Origin of the sequence: Belnapia rosea (genome assembly GCF_900101615.1) — a bacterium.
Taxonomy (GTDB): domain Bacteria; phylum Pseudomonadota; class Alphaproteobacteria; order Acetobacterales; family Acetobacteraceae; genus Belnapia; species Belnapia rosea.
On record NZ_FMZX01000033.1, the window covers coordinates 13463 to 29877 of the forward strand.

A 16415-nucleotide genomic window follows, 5' to 3' on the forward strand; every position below is an offset into this window, starting at 1 on the left:
GCTTCTGTGGAAAAGCGCTAGGAGGCACGATGCAGGAGACCCGGCTTGCCCAGAATATCATCCAAGTCGGGATCGTCGTCCGCGACCTGGACACTGCGCTCGGAAGCTACGCCAACAAGCTGGGGGTCGGCCCGTGGCGCGTGTACACCTATGCACCGCCGCTGCTGAGCGAGACCAAGGTCCGGGGGGTAGCGATGGCGTACAGCATGAAACTCGGTCTTGCCTGGACCAAGGGCATGATGTGGGAGCTGATCCAGCCGCTCGATGGGCCATCGATCTATTGGGAGTTTCTGCGTGACCATGATGAGGGCGTGCACCACGTCATGATCGATTATGGCGACCGGTCGCTGGCGGATGTGACGGCGGAGTTCTCCGCCTGTGGCAGGCCATTATGGAGGGAAACTATTGTGGCAGCCAGTTCGTCTATTACGGCATGAAGGCCAGCCTGAGCACCACCATTGAGGTGCGGCATTCCGAGCCCGGGTGGCAGCGGCCCGAGCTCGATTATTGGTACCCCACAGCACCCTCATTGACGGGCCGTTCGAGACGCGATTGACTTTAGGAACTGGCGATGGTGGCCACCTTGTTGCGTGGAACCGGTAGGAATGCGGTAAAATCAAAATACCTGTACCGAAGCCGCCGACAATGCCCGCCGGCAATGGTGCCAGCACCGTCTGACCAGACGGCGTCAGCCAGCGCCCCCGTCGGTAGCGCACCACCTCGGGCGTAAGGGTCAGCTTGCGCACCAGGATGTCCTGATAGCCCCTGAACCGTGAGCCCGCGGGCGGCGCGACCTTCACCACCGCCTCGGCGGTCACCGTCTCGCGGTCGCGCTTGGCACCCCGGTGCCGGCGTGGCCGTTTGCCACCCTTGGACGACCCGGCGCTGCCGGTCGCCTGCTCCGTCCCGGATGGCCGGGTCGGTGGCCGCGGCGGCAAGCTGTCGCAAGGTCGCAACAAGATGAAGACTTACGAGACCACGTGCTTCGCTGAGCCTGCCTCGCGGGTTGGCAGGGCCCAGCCAATTGCCTCGGCTCCCCTACGGGATCAGCCGGCAATCAAATGGCAGCCACCCTCGGCCAGGGGCCGGAAGGCCTCCTCAGTCCCGGTCGTAGCCATCAATTCGTAGTAGTCCCAAGGACCACGGCTGGCTTCCGGTGTCTTGACCCGAAACAGATAGACCGGGTGAAGCTTGCGGCCATCCTGACGGATCCGGCCGGGGCCAAAGACATCGTCATCGGTTGGCATCGCCTGCATGCGGGCGACGGTCGCAGCGCCGCTGCGCTTCGCCTCGGCCACGCCCATATCCGCAGCGGCCTTCAGGTAATGCAGCGTGGCCGAATAGCAGCCGGCCTGGCTCATGTTGGGCCGCTGCCCGCCGGTCTTTGGCAGGACCCGCTGGGTGAAGCCGCGGGTGCGCTCGTTTAGGTCCCAGTAGAAGCTCTCCGTCAGCATCAGGCCCTGGGCGGTGGGCAGGCCGATGGCGTGAACGTCGTTGATGTAGAGCAGCAGCGCCGCGAGCCGCTGCCCACTGCGTACGATGCCGAACTCCGCCGCTTGCTTGATAGTGTTGACCGCATCATCGCCGGCATGAGCCAGGCCGATTACCTTGGCCCGGCTCGCCTGTGCCTGCAGCAGGTAGGAGGAGTAATCCGTGGTGCCCGGTGCCGGATGCGCAGCGCGGCCCAGCACCCGGCCACCGGCCTTGCGCACCGCATTTGCCGTGTCTCGCTCCAGCGCATGGCCGAAGGCGAAGTTAGCGACGATGAAGAACCAGCTATCGCCGCCGGTGCGGACCACGGCATTGCCGGTGCCATTTGCAAGCATCCAGGTGTCATAGGTCCAGTGTATGCCGTTCGGCGAGCAAACCCGGCCGGTGAGGTCCGCTGTGGCGGCGGAGGAGTTGATGTGAATGCGGTCCTTCTCCCGCGCGATGCCATGCACCGCCAGCGCCACGGCGCTGTTTGAGACGTCGAGGATCAGATCAACGCCGTCACGGTCGAACCATTGTCGGGAGATACTGGCCCCGACATCTGCCTTGTTCTGGTGATCGCCGACGAGCACTTCCACCGCCACGCCGCGGGACGTGGCACCGAATTCCTCGATCGCCTGGCGGACACAGGCGATCGAAGTGGCGCCGGTGCCACCGCTGTATGGGCCTGACTGGTCGCTTAACACGCCGATGCGAAGCGGTGGCGTGCTGCCGAACTGGGCGCGAGCTCTGGCCAAAGGCAGGGCCGTGGTCGCACCGACGGTACCGAGCAACTGACGGCGCAACAAATTCATGGCGTTTCCTCCTGTAAATAGGTGCTGGATCAAGCCCCCTGTCGGAAGGGGCCACAAGAAGCTGAACTCAATGCTGAATTGGCGAGCGGGTGGGGTCCCGATCGGCGCTGATTGGAACCTCACCTTATGCTGCTTTTCTCGAGTTTCATCAAAGCTGTAAGCTGAATCCCGCAGGGGTCCCAGTTCGACGCTTATTCACCCACGCCACCGACCGGCTCAGCCGGATGGGGATGGTTCTCGGCGCCATCATGCTGCTGCTCGTAAGCGAGTGCAGCATGGTGCAGGTGCTGCGAAGGTTGATATGCTTATCCCAGCCAACGGAGGAAATGCCGATGACCCGGAACGGGCGCGTGGTGTTCAGCCAGATGGAGGAGGTGGTATTCGGCCGGCCTGCGGCTCAGGCAGTAGCTGAACAGGCTGCGCGCCTGGGCGCCACGCGCGTCCTGGTAATGGCAAGCGCCACCCTCGCGCGGGACACCGACCATGTTGCGCGCATCCGTGATGCACTCGGTCACCGGTTCGCGGCGCAATACCAGGGCATGCCGGCGCACTCGCCCCGCGGCGCCGTGCTGGACGCCACCCGCATGGCGCGCGAGGCGACCGCCGATCTGGTCGTCACGGTTGGGGGCGGCTCCCTCACCGATGCGGCGAAGGCGGTGCAGCTCTGTCTCGCCAATGACATCGACAGCACCGAGGCGATGGACCGGCTGCGCCCTGGCGGCCCGCCGCCGCAGGCACCGAGGCTGCGCCAAGTGGCGGTGCCCACCACCCTTTCGGCCGGCGAGTTCAGTGCCTTTGCTGGCGTCACGGATGAGCGCAGCCGGGTGAAGGAAGTGTTCCATCACCCGGGGACCATCCCCGCCGCCGTAGTGCTCGACCCGGCGATGACACTGGCGACGCCGGAATGGCTTTTCCTCTCCACCGGCATCCGCGCAGTGGATCATTGCGTCGAGGGGATCTGCTCCGCAGAGGCGCAGCCCTATGCCGATGCGCAGGCGCTGCACGGTCTGGGACTGCTCGCCTCCGGCCTGCCGCGGGTGAAGGCGGACCCGAGTGACCTCGACGCAAGGATGGATTGCCAGCTGGGTTCCTGGCTGTCCATGGCGCCGCTAGCGACCGGCGTGCCGATGGGCGCCAGCCATGGTATCGGTTACGTCCTGGGCGCCGCTTTCGACATCCCGCATGGGCACACCTCCTGCATCATGCTGCCGGCGGTAATGCGCTGGAACCGTGCGGCCAATGCAGAACGCCAGGCGAGGGTGGCTGCCGCCATGGGCCACCCGGGCGGCGAAGCGGCGGAGGCGCTGCACGCCCTGATCGCCGGGCTCGGCATGCCGCGCAGCCTGGACGCGGTCGGCATCGGGCGGGACGCTTTCCCCCGCATCGCCGAACGCGCCATGGCCACACCCTGGGTGCCGCGCAACCCGCGCCCCATCGAAGGGCCGGCGCAGGTCATGGAAATCCTGGAGCTCGCGGCGTGAGCCGACTTGAGACTTACCGCGACAAGTTCTCGTGCCTCAGGATGCGGCGCGAGGATGGCATCCTGGAGATGCGCCTTCACACCGACGGCGGCCCGCTGCGCTGGGGCTTGGTGCCGCATGGCGAGCTACCGGACGCCTTCGCCGAGGTGGGGCGTGACCGCGACAATCGCGTGGTGATCCTGACCGGCACGGGCGAGGAGTTCTCCGGCCTCCGCGCCACGGCCGCGACGCGCTCGTTAGCCCAAGGCATCACCGCTGCGGCCTATGACCGAGTCCACTGGGAAGGCCGCGCGCTGCTGATGAACCTGCTGAACATCGAGGTACCGGTGATCGCCGCCATCAACGGTCCGGCTTGGCGGCATTGCGAGATCCCGCTGCTGTCGGATATCGTGCTGGCCTCCGAGTCAGCGCAGTTTCAGGACTCGGCGCATTTCATGTCGGGCATGCTGCCGGGGGACGGCATGCACATCCTCATGCCACTGCTGATGGGGATGAACCGTGGCCGCTACTTCCTGCTGACCGGTCAGACGCTGAGCGCCCAGGAGGCGCTTGCCCTCGGCCTGGTGAACGAGGTGTTGCCCCAGGCACAGGTCCTGGACCGGGCATGGGAACACGCCCGTCGGCTGACGCAGAAGCCAACGCTGCTGCTACGCTACACAAGGCTGATGTTCACCGAGCATCTGCGGAAGCGCATGCAGGATCTGCTGGGCTACGGCCTGGCCATGGAGGGCTTGGCGCTGATGGAGCAGCCGGAATAGCCCCGCCGGGGGCGGCGCGTCAGCTGCCGCGGCCGGTCGGGTGCGGTCCCCTACAGGTAACTGGCGGCCAGCGTGGTGCCGTCCCGGCCGCGTAGCAGTTCCTCGCCGGCGCCGGCCAGCACCACCCGGCCGCGCCGCAGCACCATCCCCTGGCGCGAGACCTTCAGCGCCAGTGCCGCCATCTGCTCGGCGATGATGACGACGATGCCGCTCTTTGCAGCGTAGTCAGTGATGAAGCCGTAGATCTGCTGGACGATGATCGGCGCTAGGCCGAGCGAAGGCTCATCCAGCAGCAGGAAGCGCGGGTTGCGAATGGTGGTACAGGACAGGATCAACATCTGCTGCTGCCCGCCCGAAAGCAGCCCGGCGGCGGTGCGCGCCTTGGTCTCCAGGATAGGGAAGCGGGCATAGACCTCGGCCAGGGATGCAGCCAGCTTCTCGCGGCGGGCGCCGAAGCTCCAGGCCAGCCTCAGGTTGTCCTCCACTGTGAGCTGGCGGAACAGCCGGCGGCCCTCCATGGCGTGCGCCACGCCGAGCCGCGCCCGTGCCGGCGGTGGCAGGGCGGTGATGTCCTGGCCATCCAGCAGCACCTGGCCGGCGACCACGGGTGCGATGCCGGAGACCGCCCGCATCAATGACGACTTGCCTGCGCCATTGGCACCGAGAATGGCGGTGATGCCACCCGGTGCGGCCTGGAACGAGACGCCTTCCAGAGCCCGCACCGCGCCGTAGTGCACCGAGAGATCGCGCAACTCAAGCATGGGCGGCCTCGTCGCCGAGATAGGCGGCTATCACCTGCGCGTCGCTGCGCATGCCGGCGATGTCACCGTGGTAGATCATCCGGCCGCTGTCCAGCACCACCACCTCGTCCACCAGCTCCGCCAGGAAATCCATGTGATGGTCGATGAGCAGGATGGCGATGCCCATCGCCCTCATGTCGCGGATCAACTGCGCGAGCCGGTCCATCTCCGTCTCGGACAGCCCCGCCGCGGGTTCGTCGAGCAGGATGACACGTGGGCGGGCGAGCAGGGCGCGGCCCACCTCGGCCATGCGGCGGGTTCCATACGGCAGGGTGTCGATCGGCCGGTCTGCCACCTCGGTGAGGTCCGACAGCGCCAGCACGGCCTCCACCAGCGCCAGTTGCGCGGCTTCCTCAGCGATGGCGCCGGGCAGGGCCAGCGTGGCGGCGAGGCCGCTGTGGCGCAGCTGGCGGTGCGCGCCGAGCAGCAGGTTCTCCCGCACCGTGAAATGCGGCACCAGGCGCGGGTCCTGGAAGGTGCGCACCACGCCGGCCGTGGCCACCTGGTGATCGGGCAGGCCGGTGATGTCGCGGCCGCCGAAGCGCACCTGCCCTGCGGCCGGCCGGTAGATGCCGGTGACGACGTTGACGAACGTGCTCTTGCCCGAGCCGTTGGGGCCGATCAGTGCGGTGATCCGCCCCGGCTCCAGCCGCAGCGAGACGTCATCCACTGCCACCAATCCGCCGAAGCGCATGGTGATGCCCTTGGCTTCCAGCGCGGTGCCGCCAACGTCCGGGCGCAGCGCGGTCGCATCGGCGCGCAGCCTAGCGGCGCGGGTCAGGGCGCGCGGCTTGATACAGCGCGGCGCGTCGAACAGCAGGCCGCCGATGCCACGCGGCAGCACCAATAGGGAGAAGGTGAGGATCAGCCCATAGGCGATGAACTGCCATTCGGCGAAGACCTGCAGCCGTTCGGGCAGGAAGGTGAACAGCACAGCACTCAGCACCTGCCCCGCGATGGAGCCGAGGCCCCCGACGATGGCAATGACCAGCACCTCGATAGAGCGCGGCAGGGCGAAGCTCTCCGGGCCGAGATAGCCGACCAGATGGGCATAGAGCGCCCCCGCCAGCCCCGCCAGTGCGCCCGAGAGCGCATAGGCCAGCTGCTTGGTGCGGCCGGCCGGGATGCCGATGCTGCCGGCTGCGACCTCACTGACCTGGATGGCGTAGAAGGCACGGCCGATGCGCGATTGCGTCAGGTTGCGCACCAGCAGAATGACCCCGGCGGTTACGAGTAGGACAAGCTGGAAGTAGCGAAGCCCGTCAACCTTAACGCCCAGAATCGTGAGCGTGCGCAGCGCCGCCGAAGGCACGCCGGGCAGGCCCATGGTGCCGCCGGTCAGCTCATTCCATTCTCGAACTACTTCGAAGAACACCATGCCGAAGCCGAGCGTCATCATCGCCAAGTAGACGTCGCGCACCCGGTTTGCGGGAAAGGACAGCAGCCAGCCAGTCAACCCCGCCAGCAGCACCGCCGCCGGCACGCCGAGCGTGACGTCCAGCCCATGAGTCTTCACCAGGATGCCGGTGCAATAGGCGCCAATGCCGAAGAAGCCAGCATGGCCGAGCGAGATCTGTCCGGCGAGGCCGGTGAGCAGGTTGATGCTCTGGGCGAAGATTGCGGCCACCAACACGAAGCTGGCGATCTGCAAGGTGCCGGGGGAGAGCAGCGGCGCCGCCAGCAGCAGCGCCAGCACCAGCGCCACCTGCACACGCCAGTCTGCGACGACTGCGCTCAGCCGCGATCGCAGAGCATTCATGCCTTGCTGACCTCCGGCCGACCAAACAATCCTTGTGGCCGTACGGCCAGCGCCAGCATCAGTAACGCAAAGGCGATGCCGTGTTCCGCCGCGGTGGAAACGTAGCCGCCCACCAGCTTGCTGATCACCCCCACCAGCAGCCCGCCAGCCAGCGCGCCGAGCGAGCTACCCATGCCGCCCAGCACCGCGGCGACGAAGCCGAGCAGCACCAGGTCGAAGCCAAAGGCGGGGTCTACCGTACCGCCGATCTGGGCGATCAGCACCCCAGCCACCCCCGCCAGGATCGAGGAGAGCATAAAGGAGCCGAGGATCAGGCGCCGCACCGGAATGCCCTGCACCAGCGCAAGCTCCGGGTCTAGCGAGACGGCGTGCACTGCCTGGCCCCAGACGGTGCGGCGGATAAAAAGTTCGAAAGCCAGGATCAGCGCGACGGCGACCGCCAGCACCACCAGGTACTGCAAGGAGATGTACTGCCCGAACACAGTGACGAAATCCTGCGCGGTGAACACCACGTCGGGGAAGGCCACGGCCTGGGAGCCGAAATACTTCGCTGCCATGCCCTGCAGGAAGATCCCGAAGCCGAGAGTAGAGACCACCCAGCCCATGCTGCCGCCGCTGGACTCCAAGGCGGGGCGCACCGTCCAGCGCTCAATGAACACGCCGAGCGCCGCGACGACGGCGAGGCTGCCCACCACCGCCAGCGTGATGGCGAGGCCCTGGCTAGAGATGAAAACGGTGAGCATGGCGCAAAGCATCATCAACGAGCCCTGGCCGAAATTCAGCGTTTTCGTCGTCCAGAAGGTGAGGTTCAGGCCGAGCGCGATGAGCGCATAGACCGCGCCCACGCTGATCCCAGCCAGCAGCAGCGAGAAGAAAAAGTCATCCATCTCTAGTCACGGAGCTCCAGCACCACACGGTCGCCGCGCTTCAGCATCTCGTAGGTGCCGAGATCCTCCAGCTTCAGCGCCACGTGGTTCTGCGAGGTGAAGCTGATGCGGCTGATCGTAGCGCCTTCATAATCCTTGGTCTGGTCCAGGGCGCGGACCACGTCGGCGGCGGCGGTGGAGTTGACACGACGGATCGCGTCGATCAGCAGGTTGATGCAATCATAGCCGCTGCCCACGGTGCCGGCGAGTGAGATGAGCGGATTGGCAGCGTCGGGACCGTACCAGCGATCGGTACCGAACTTCGCCCGGTAGAGATCGGCGAATTTTTGCGCCGCGCCATGCATCGGGCGGCGCCCAAAGGCGGCATGGTTCACCGCACGGGTACCCGCCACCAAGTCGCCGGCACCTTCAATATACGGCACCGTCACCGCGCCGGCGGCGCCGAACAGCGCGAGATTGATGTTTAGCCGGCTCATGTTACGGCGGATCACCGCGAAGTCGGCGCCCAGCCCGATGACCAGCATCGCCTCGGCATTGGCGCGCTGCACGCGGACCAGCTGGGCGGTCATGTCCTGGGCGCGCTGGTTGTAGCTTTCCACCGTCACCCGCGCGGCCGGCTTGCGCCGCATAATCTCCCGCCGCACCAGGTCGGCGCCGGTCACGCCGTAACCGGTGCTCTCATGCAAGATGCCGATGCGGGTAAACTCCGACAGGGCCGCCGCCAGTTTCTCGGACTCCACCAAATTGCCGATAGAGATGGAAAACAGGTTGGGCCGCGGCGGCTTGTCCGGACCATTAGGGTAAACGATGGTAGGCGTCTGCGCCTGCGGGTTGATGATTGGCCGACCGTCGGCCTGGATCATGTCCGCGATTGCCAAGGTGGGACCAGAGCCCGAGGGGCACATCAACCCGACGATCTCCCGGTTGTCGAGGATGCGGCGCAGGTTCTGCACCGCGCGATCCGGCACCAGCTGGTCGTCCAGTACCTCGGCCAGTTCCACCATGCGGCCATTGATGCCGCCAGCCTTGTTGCATTCCTCCACCGCGATCTGTGCGCCGCGATTGATGCCCTCGCCGAATTCGTTGAACGGGCCGGTGAGCGCGGCGGTGAAGCCGAATTTGATGGTGCCGGACTGCGCCCGGACCAGGCCGGGCAGCGTCAACGCGGCGGCACCCAGAGCCAGGCTCCTGCGGTTGATCTTCATGCTTGGTTTCCCCCTACGCTTCGCCGTCAGGATTTGCCGGTCGCCTGCAACTCCTCCAGCAGGATCGGCACGCCATGCGTGGTGCTGTGGATGCCGAGCACGCTGGTGAGCTCCAGCACCTCCATGATCTCCTGCCGCGTCGCGCCGAGCCGGATGGCATTGCGGATGTGCACGCGGGTGCCGGGCGCGTAGAGGTGCGTCGTTGCGGCATCGATGGCGATGTAGATGAACTCCTTCACCTTCGGCTCCAGCATGCCATGTCGCCAGGGTACCGAGGAGAAGTGCATGTAGGCTTCGAAGAAGTCAGGCGAGAGCGCGAGAACATGGTCCCACAGCTCGCTCCAGTAGCCGCGCGCGGCGGTGAACTCCGCCTTCAGCTGCGCCTCACGCTCGCCGCCCGCGCCGGGCTGCGGCATCTCCGCGCCGCGCCCGGCGGCGGCCATCTCTTCCACCAGGATGGGCACGCCGTCCGTCACGCTGTGGATGCCGAGCACGGAGATGAGTTGGAGCACCTCCATGATCTCCTGGCGGGTAGCGCCGAGGTGCAGCGCGTTGCGCATGTGTGTGCGGGTGCCCGCAGCGTGCAGATGAGTCGTAGAAGCGTCGATAGCGATGTAGATGAACTCGCGGACCTTTGGCTCCAGCACGCCATGTCGCCAGGGCACAGCGGAGAAGTTCAGGTAGGCCTCGAAGAAGTCGGGATCGAGTGCGAGCACCTGGTCCCAGACCGGGCTCCAATAGCCGCGTGCCTCGGTGAACGCCTCCTTCAGCGCACGCTGGCGTGGCGAGAGCTCGCTCATGGCCGCTCGTTTCCTCCCTCTCGGCCCTGGACACGTATGCCGCGCCTCGGCCGGCCAGAAGCATGCGGCATTGCGCTGGGATTGAAAAGCGCCCTTGCGCCATATGGCGATAGCGCTGGGCGCAGCGGGCCCCACACCCTTCGCGGGCGAGTGGGCACCGGGTGGGCGCTTCGCCAACAAATGTCGCCACCTGTGCGGTTGCCGATCACCAGCGGCTGGCCAGCAGCCGCCTCACCTCGTCCAGCAAACCGTTAGCGCCAGCCGGTCTCCGGGTTAGGCCTGAAGTTCTGCGTTTGATGCATCGACAGGCCGGATGCTTTAGAGCGGGCCGAGTTTCCCGAGTTCCATCGCCTTGATCTGCAACGCGAGATACTTCGAGTTGATGCGGCACTGTGACAGGCCGCCGGCGATGAACCAGAGGCCCTGCTGTGGCGTGCGCTTGTACATATTATTCAGCTCGCCATCCTCGCCGATGCCCCAGACCGGCCCGATGCGCTCCAGCATCGCATCGCCGAGGGCACGGCGGACCAGCTCCTCCTGCGGGTAGTAGCCTGTCGCCAGGATGATGAGATCGGCCGGCACGGTCGAGCCGTCCTTCAGCAGCGCGCCGCCGGCGGTGAAGCGCTCGATCCGGTCGTACTGCAGCAGGCCGATCTCGCCCCGGATCATGAGGGCGGAGCTGCCGGCATCGAGGTTGTAGCCGCCGCCGCGGCGGAAGTACTTCATCTGGTGGCCGGCCTCATCCTCGCCGACGTCGTGCTTGAAGCCGATTTCCTTGAGACCCGCGATCATGTCTCGGTCGAGCTCGAGCATGCGCTTGGTCACCGACTTATAGGCCTTGACGATCAGCGGCGGCGTGGCGGACGAGACGATCAGGTCGCAATCCTCGAGCGGCCCGCCCTCATCCCAGATCGCCTCGTTGAGCCGAGCGCTCGGGTCGATCGACACCACCGTCGTCGATCCGCGCTGGATGAGTGTCGTCTTCACGCCGTGGCTGTGCAGGTCGAGTGCGATGTCGTTGGCGCTGCTGCCGGTGCCGAGGATGAGCGCGGATTTGCCCTCCCAACCCGCGCCGCTGTCGAAGCCCTCGGAGTGGATGATCTGCCCCTGGAACTCCTCGAGGCCCGGCAGCTCCGGTACCTTGGGAAAGCTGCTGACGCCGTTGGCAAAGACGAGGTGCCGCGGCCGCAGGATGCGCTCGCTGCCGTCGGCGCGCCGCACCCGGGCCGTCCAGCATCGTGCCGCCTCGTCCCAGGCGCCGCCGACGAAGGTGGTCTCCGTCCAGCAATTGATCTCCATCGCGTCGGCGTAGAACTCGAACCAGTTACCCAGCATGTCCTTCGGGATGTATTTCGGCCAAGTCGGCGGGAATTCCATGTAGGGCAGGTGGTTAAGGTGAATCGAATTGTGCAGCGCCAGCGAGTGGTAGCGCCGGCGCCAGCTGTCGCCGATGCGCGGCCACTGCTCGACGACCAGGGTATCGACGCCCAGCTGGTTGAGCCGCGCGGCGATCGAGAGCCCCGCCTGGGCGGCGCCGATCACCAGCACCGCCGGCTCGCGGTCGTCATATGCGCTGGCCTTGCGGCGCATGTCCGCCCAGTTGTCGCCGCCAAAATTCCGGGAATACGCCGCGCCGGACGGGCGGTTGGCGCCAATCTTCTCCTCATGGCCCCTCAGCGCCTCGAGCGTGGTCGAGAGCAGCCAGGCCCGCATCGCGCCGCCTTCCTCGGGCGAGGGCGACAGCCGGATGAGGCCCGCGCCGCGGCCATCGGCCGTGGCGAATTCGAAGATCGCCTCGATGCTGTCGATGCCCAGGCGCTTGACCTGACGGGGCGGCTTGCGGCCCTGCGGCAGGTGGAAGCCGTGCGCCGCGGTTCGCGCCTGCTCCGCCGCCAGGCGCGCGGCGATGGCCTCCCGGCCCGCGGTCGGCGTCAGGTGCCAGGTGAAGGCGAGGATGTCGCGCCAGTGGGAGTCGTCGTGGAACAGGGCGCCGATCCGCGCAGCGTCCCGTGCGGCGAGCGCCGCCTCGAAGGCCTCGAGCCATCCGGCGGCAAGGCGCCGCGCCTGCGCCGCGAGCTGCACGTCATGGAGGGATTGATCGATATCGTCCATCGTCGCCTCGCCCCGAGGCGTTGTTGTCGATGTCGCCTCCTCCGGGGACTATAGGCGGGTCACCGGGCCTGTCTATGCGACGTCGACGGGTGGCGGCCCGGTGCATTTGACCCTGGCCGCCGCCGTGCCATGCTCCCGGCCGGGGAGAACGCCGGATGCGCGAAAAGCGTTTCGAAGTGGTCGTGGCCGGTTGCGGCGTCGCCGGGCTGTCCGCCGCCGTCGCCGCGGCCGAGGCCGGCGCTAGGGTCGCCGTGCTGGAACGCGCGCCGCCCGAGGAACGAGGCGGCCAGAGCCGCTACACCGAGGCCTATCTCCGCATGAAGAGCGAGGCCGAGGTCACCGACGACTTCGAGACGCATCTCGCCGAGAACAGCAGCGGCACGCTGGACCCCGACCTGATCGCCGAGAGCGCCCAGCCGCGCGGGCAGCGCGCCGCCTATGCCGCCGCCCTGTCGATGGCCGAGCCCGATGTCATCGCCACCTTCGCCGACGAGGCCGGCCCGACCATCGCCTGGCTGAAGGGCTTCGGCCTGCGCTTCGACTTCCTGCCGACCCAGTTCCTCACCCGCTCCCAGCCGCGCCTGCTGCCGGTCGGCGGCGGGCTCGCGCTGGTCGACGGGCTGGCGGCGCGCGCCGAGGCGCTCGGCGTCAAGATGCTGTACGACACCACCGCGGAGCGCCTGGAGCGGGACGAGGATGGCCGCGTGGCCGGCCTGCTCGCCCGCAGCCGGCAGGCGGGGCCGGTCCGGCTGCATGGCCGGGTCGTCCTCGCCTGTGGCGGCTTCGAGGGCAATGCCGAGATGCTTGCCCGCTACATCGGCCCGCGCGCGGCCTTCCTGCGGCCCATCTGCAAGGGCGCGCACTTCAACCGCGGCGACGGCATCCGCATGGCGCTCGAACTCGGCGCGGCGACTGCGGGCGATTTCGGCAGCTACCATGCGGAGCCGATCGACCCCCGCTCTGGCGTCTCCGAGCCCTCGGTCTTCATTTTTCCCTACGGCATCCTGGTCAACAAGGACGGCCACCGCTTCACCGACGAGGCGCCGGGCACGGTCGACGCCCATTACGAGAGCATCACCAGGCGGATCTTCGAGCAGCGCGACGGCATCGTCTATGTGGTGCTGGACGCCAAGCACCAGCGCGTGCCGAATTACCGCCGTGCCCTCCGCACCGACCAACCGCCGATCGTGGCCGACAGCCTGGGGGCGCTGGCGGCGAAGCTGGCGGTGCCGCCTGCCGCACTGGCAGCGACGGTGCGCGACTACAACGCGGCCTGCGTGCCGGGCAACTGGCGGCCGCTGGAGGCGGACGGCCTGGCGACGCAGGGGCTCGATCCGCCGAAGTCCAACTGGGCCCTGCCGATCGACGAGCCGCCCTTCCACGCCTATCCCATCATCTCCGCCAATGTCTTCACCTTTGGCGGGGTGAAGGTGGACAGCGATGCGCGCGTGCTGGACGGCGACGGCGCGCCGATCGAGGGCCTATATGCCGCGGGCGAGATCATCGGCACCTACTACCGCACCTATACCGGCGCGACCTCGGTGCTGAAGGGGCTCGTCTTCGGCCGCCTGGCCGGCCGGCATGCGGCGCGGCGCGACAATGCCGCCTGACCGCAGGCCCGGCCGGAGGGCGCGGTAGCCATGCGGATCTGGCACCAGAGCTTCAGCGACCTCGACCGTGCACCGGTCTACCGCGCCACACTCGCGCGCCACGCCGCCGCGATGCTACCGCCCAGGGATGCGGTCGTCCTGCACGGCCTGCGCCCCGGGACCTACGGGCCCGACGTCGCGCCGATCCATGCCATCCGGCATCGCTACCTCGAGTACCTGAACGAGGCGCAGGTGATCGAGGCGGCCCTGGCGGCGGAACGCGCCGACTACGATGCCTTCGCCCTCGGCTGCTTCTTCGACCCGGCGCTGCGGGCCGTGCGGTCGCTGGTGGACATCCCCTGCCTCGGCCTGTCCGAGACCTGCATGCTCGTCGCCTGCTCGCTTGGCCAGCGCTTCGGCCTGGTGGCGCTGGAGGCCAGCCAGCGCGCCCGGCATGAGGAGCTGGCGCGCAGCTACGGCCTGCGAGAGCGCCTGGCCGGCGTGGTGGCGATGCACCCGCCGATCGACAAGTACAGCCTCGAATGCGACGAGGATGCTGCCCGTCCCTTCCTCGCGGCCTTCCACGCGGCCTGCGGCCGGCTGGTGGAGATGGGTGCCGAGGTGGTCATTCCCGGCGACGGGTTCCTCAACGAATTCGTCTGGTGCCAGGGGCTGACGGCCAGCCACGGCGCGGTGGTGATGGACGCGCTCGGCACGCTGTTCCGCTACGCCCAGTTTATGGCGGGCGCGCGGGCCTCGATCGGGCTGCAGGTCAGCCGCGCCGGCCATTACGCCCGGCCACCGGCGGCGATGCTGGTCGCGGCCCGGCGGGCGGCAAGCGCTGCCGACATGGCGGAGGACAGCTTTTCCGGGGCGGCAGACCGCCGCTGAGAGCTGGCCGCAACAGGGAGGGGACAACACATGCGACGCGCAATCCTGGGAAGCCTTCTGGCGGCAGGCTGCTTGGCGGCCGGCCTGCCGGTGGCCGCACAATCGCCGGCGCCGCAGCGCGAGGCGATCCGCATCGGCATCCTCAGCGACCTGTCGGGCAGCTTCGCCGATGTGGCCGGCCCGGGCTCGGTGGTGGCGGCGAACCTGGCCGTGGAGGATTTCAGCGGCCGCGCGGCCGGCCTGCCGGTGCAGATCCTGTCCGGCGATCACCAGAACCGCGCCGATACCGGCTCGGGCATCGCGCGCCGCTGGTTCGACACGGAGGGCGTCGACGCCATCGTGGACCTGCCTAACTCGGCCGTTGCCCTTGCTGTCGGCGAGGTCGCGCGCAACGCCAACCGCGTCGCGCTGGTCACCGCGGCGGTGGCCAGCCGGCTGACGGGCGATCTCTGCTCGCCGAACCTCATCCACTACTCGATCGACACCTGGTCGATGTCGAACGTGCCGAGCCGGACGCTGGTGCAGCAGGGCGGTGCTACGTGGTTCTACGTTACCGCCGATTACGCCTTTGGGCACGACTTAGAACGCCAGTCCACCGACGCGGTGACCCGAGCAGGCGGGCGGGTCGTCGGCTCGGTCCGGCATCCGCTCGGGACCACCGACTTCTCCTCGGTGCTGCTGCAGGCCCAGGCCTCGCGCGCTTCGGTGGTGGCGCTGGCAAACTCCCAGGCCGACTTCATCAACAGCATGAAACAGGCGTCCGAGTTCGGACTGATGCGGCGCGGGCAACGCGTTGTTGGCCTCGCAGTATACATTTCTGATATCGTGTCATTGGGCTTGGAGGCGACTGAGGGCGCGGTCGTGGTTGGCAGTTTCTACTGGGACCTGACCGAGGGGACGCGCAGCTTCGGCCGGCGCTTCGCCGACCGGATGGGCGGACGGATGCCGACCGACCTGCAGGCCAATGTCTATGCAGCGGTGACACATTACCTGAAGGCTGTAGAGGCGCTCGGTAGTTCGACCGATGGCCGGGCAGTGGTCGCGCGCATGAAGGCAACGCCGACTGAGGACTCGGCCTTCGGAAAGGGCGAAATTCGGGCGGACGGGCGTCGGGTCAGTCCGGTTTATGTGTTCCAAGTCAAGGCACCGGGTGAGTCCCGCAGCCGATATGATGTGTATCGCTTGGTCAGGGAAGTTCCGCTCGAGGAGGCCTATCGGCCGATCGCTCAGGGCGGCTGCCCGCTGGTGCAGGGCGGCGGCTGAAGTGCAGCATTGCTCGCATCAGACTATTCTTCCTAATGAGTTGGTGATAGTTGAGATTAGGCCTCGTCCCGCAGTGCTGCGAGCAGTGCCTATGCCGGGTGGGACAGCTGCCGGCCCTCGAACCGCTTGACCTGCGAACGGCAGGAGTAGCCAGCAGGCGCCCGGGCGCGGCCTGCGTCTGGACCTTGGCCTGCCAGCTCCGACCATAGAAGCGGGCGGAGGTCTCGCGGTGGAATTGTCAGGTTGTTGGGCTCTGGCCGGAACGAGGCGGCAGGGCCAGGATGGCGGGATGACCCCCGAGCCCGCCACCTACCCCGGCTATCGCTTTCCGGCTGAGATCATTCGCCACGCTGTCTGGCTGTACCACCTTTTCAGGCTGAGCTTCCGAGACATTGAGCTGATCCTTGCCGAGCGCGGCATCGTCGTCAGTCACGAGAGTATCCGGCAGTGGTGCCTCATCTTTGGTGGCGAGTTTGCCCGCAAGCTCCGCAGGCGCCGACCCCAGCCCGGTGATACTTGGCACTTGGATGAGGTCTTTCTGAAGATTAAAGGCGAGCTGTACTATCTCTGGCGTGCCGTCGACCG

Annotated in this window: 14 protein-coding genes; 7 read left to right on the forward strand and 7 right to left on the reverse strand. The window is 67.4% G+C overall.

What is annotated here, in order from left to right; all coding sequences use genetic code 11:
* Window positions 1-29 precede the first annotated feature (29 nt).
* On the forward strand, window positions 30-437 hold the full coding sequence (locus tag BLR02_RS25405) for a VOC family protein (RefSeq protein ID WP_176849822.1): 408 nt from the start codon (window positions 30-32) through the stop codon (window positions 435-437).
* A 609-nt stretch (window positions 438-1046) separates the two neighbouring features.
* Here BLR02_RS25405 and BLR02_RS25410 read toward each other — a convergent pair.
* Complete coding sequence (locus tag BLR02_RS25410; RefSeq protein ID WP_090665112.1) at window positions 1047-2285, reverse strand: ABC transporter substrate-binding protein; 1239 nt, start codon at window positions 2283-2285, stop codon at window positions 1047-1049.
* 332 nt (window positions 2286-2617) lie between these two features.
* Between BLR02_RS25410 and BLR02_RS25415 the strand changes: the two genes are divergently transcribed.
* A complete protein-coding gene (locus tag BLR02_RS25415; protein WP_218128062.1) occupies window positions 2618-3766 on the forward strand; it encodes an iron-containing alcohol dehydrogenase in 1149 nt (382 codons plus the stop codon).
* A 68-nt stretch (window positions 3767-3834) separates the two neighbouring features.
* Window positions 3835-4524, forward strand: a complete 690-nt coding sequence (locus BLR02_RS25420) for an enoyl-CoA hydratase/isomerase family protein (RefSeq protein ID WP_218128063.1) — start codon at window positions 3835-3837, stop codon at window positions 4522-4524.
* Window positions 4525-4574: 50 nt separating this feature from the next.
* Here BLR02_RS25420 and BLR02_RS25425 read toward each other — a convergent pair whose 3' ends face one another.
* From BLR02_RS25425 to BLR02_RS25450, 6 genes are all read right to left on the reverse strand, one after another.
* Entirely contained in the window at window positions 4575-5285 is a 711-nt protein-coding gene (locus tag BLR02_RS25425; RefSeq protein WP_090665114.1) for an ABC transporter ATP-binding protein, read from the reverse strand.
* Window positions 5278-7083, reverse strand: a complete 1806-nt coding sequence (locus tag BLR02_RS25430; protein WP_090665115.1) for a branched-chain amino acid ABC transporter ATP-binding protein/permease — start codon at window positions 7081-7083, stop codon at window positions 5278-5280. The genes BLR02_RS25425 and BLR02_RS25430 overlap by 8 nt, the downstream gene beginning before the upstream one ends.
* Window positions 7080-7970, reverse strand: a complete 891-nt coding sequence (locus BLR02_RS25435; RefSeq protein WP_090665116.1) for a branched-chain amino acid ABC transporter permease — start codon at window positions 7968-7970, stop codon at window positions 7080-7082. The genes BLR02_RS25430 and BLR02_RS25435 overlap by 4 nt, the downstream gene beginning before the upstream one ends.
* Before the next feature lie 2 nt (window positions 7971-7972).
* Window positions 7973-9175 (reverse strand): ABC transporter substrate-binding protein, encoded by a 1203-nt coding sequence (locus BLR02_RS25440; protein WP_090665117.1) that lies wholly within the window; start codon window positions 9173-9175, stop codon window positions 7973-7975.
* A gap of 26 nt (window positions 9176-9201) precedes the next feature.
* Entirely contained in the window at window positions 9202-9975 is a 774-nt protein-coding gene (locus BLR02_RS25445; RefSeq protein WP_090665118.1) for a carboxymuconolactone decarboxylase family protein, read from the reverse strand.
* Between the two features lie 318 nt (window positions 9976-10293).
* A complete protein-coding gene (locus tag BLR02_RS25450) occupies window positions 10294-12087 on the reverse strand; it encodes a flavin-containing monooxygenase (protein ID WP_090665119.1) in 1794 nt (597 codons plus the stop codon).
* A gap of 155 nt (window positions 12088-12242) precedes the next feature.
* Here BLR02_RS25450 and BLR02_RS25455 point away from each other — a divergent pair, with 155 nt between their 5' ends.
* The 4 genes from BLR02_RS25455 to BLR02_RS25470 all read left to right on the forward strand — a co-directional run.
* The gene (locus BLR02_RS25455) at window positions 12243-13697 is read left to right on the forward strand and encodes an FAD-dependent oxidoreductase (RefSeq protein WP_090665120.1); all 1455 of its coding nucleotides are present in this window, start codon (window positions 12243-12245) and stop codon (window positions 13695-13697) included.
* Between the two features lie 30 nt (window positions 13698-13727).
* A complete protein-coding gene (locus BLR02_RS25460; protein ID WP_090665121.1) occupies window positions 13728-14567 on the forward strand; it encodes an aspartate/glutamate racemase family protein in 840 nt (279 codons plus the stop codon).
* 30 nt (window positions 14568-14597) lie between these two features.
* Window positions 14598-15830 (forward strand): ABC transporter substrate-binding protein, encoded by a 1233-nt coding sequence (locus BLR02_RS25465; RefSeq protein WP_090665122.1) that lies wholly within the window; start codon window positions 14598-14600, stop codon window positions 15828-15830.
* 289 nt (window positions 15831-16119) lie between these two features.
* Window positions 16120-16415 (forward strand): DDE-type integrase/transposase/recombinase (locus tag BLR02_RS25470; RefSeq protein ID WP_143018305.1); only part of this gene is annotated, 296 nt, incomplete at its 3' end.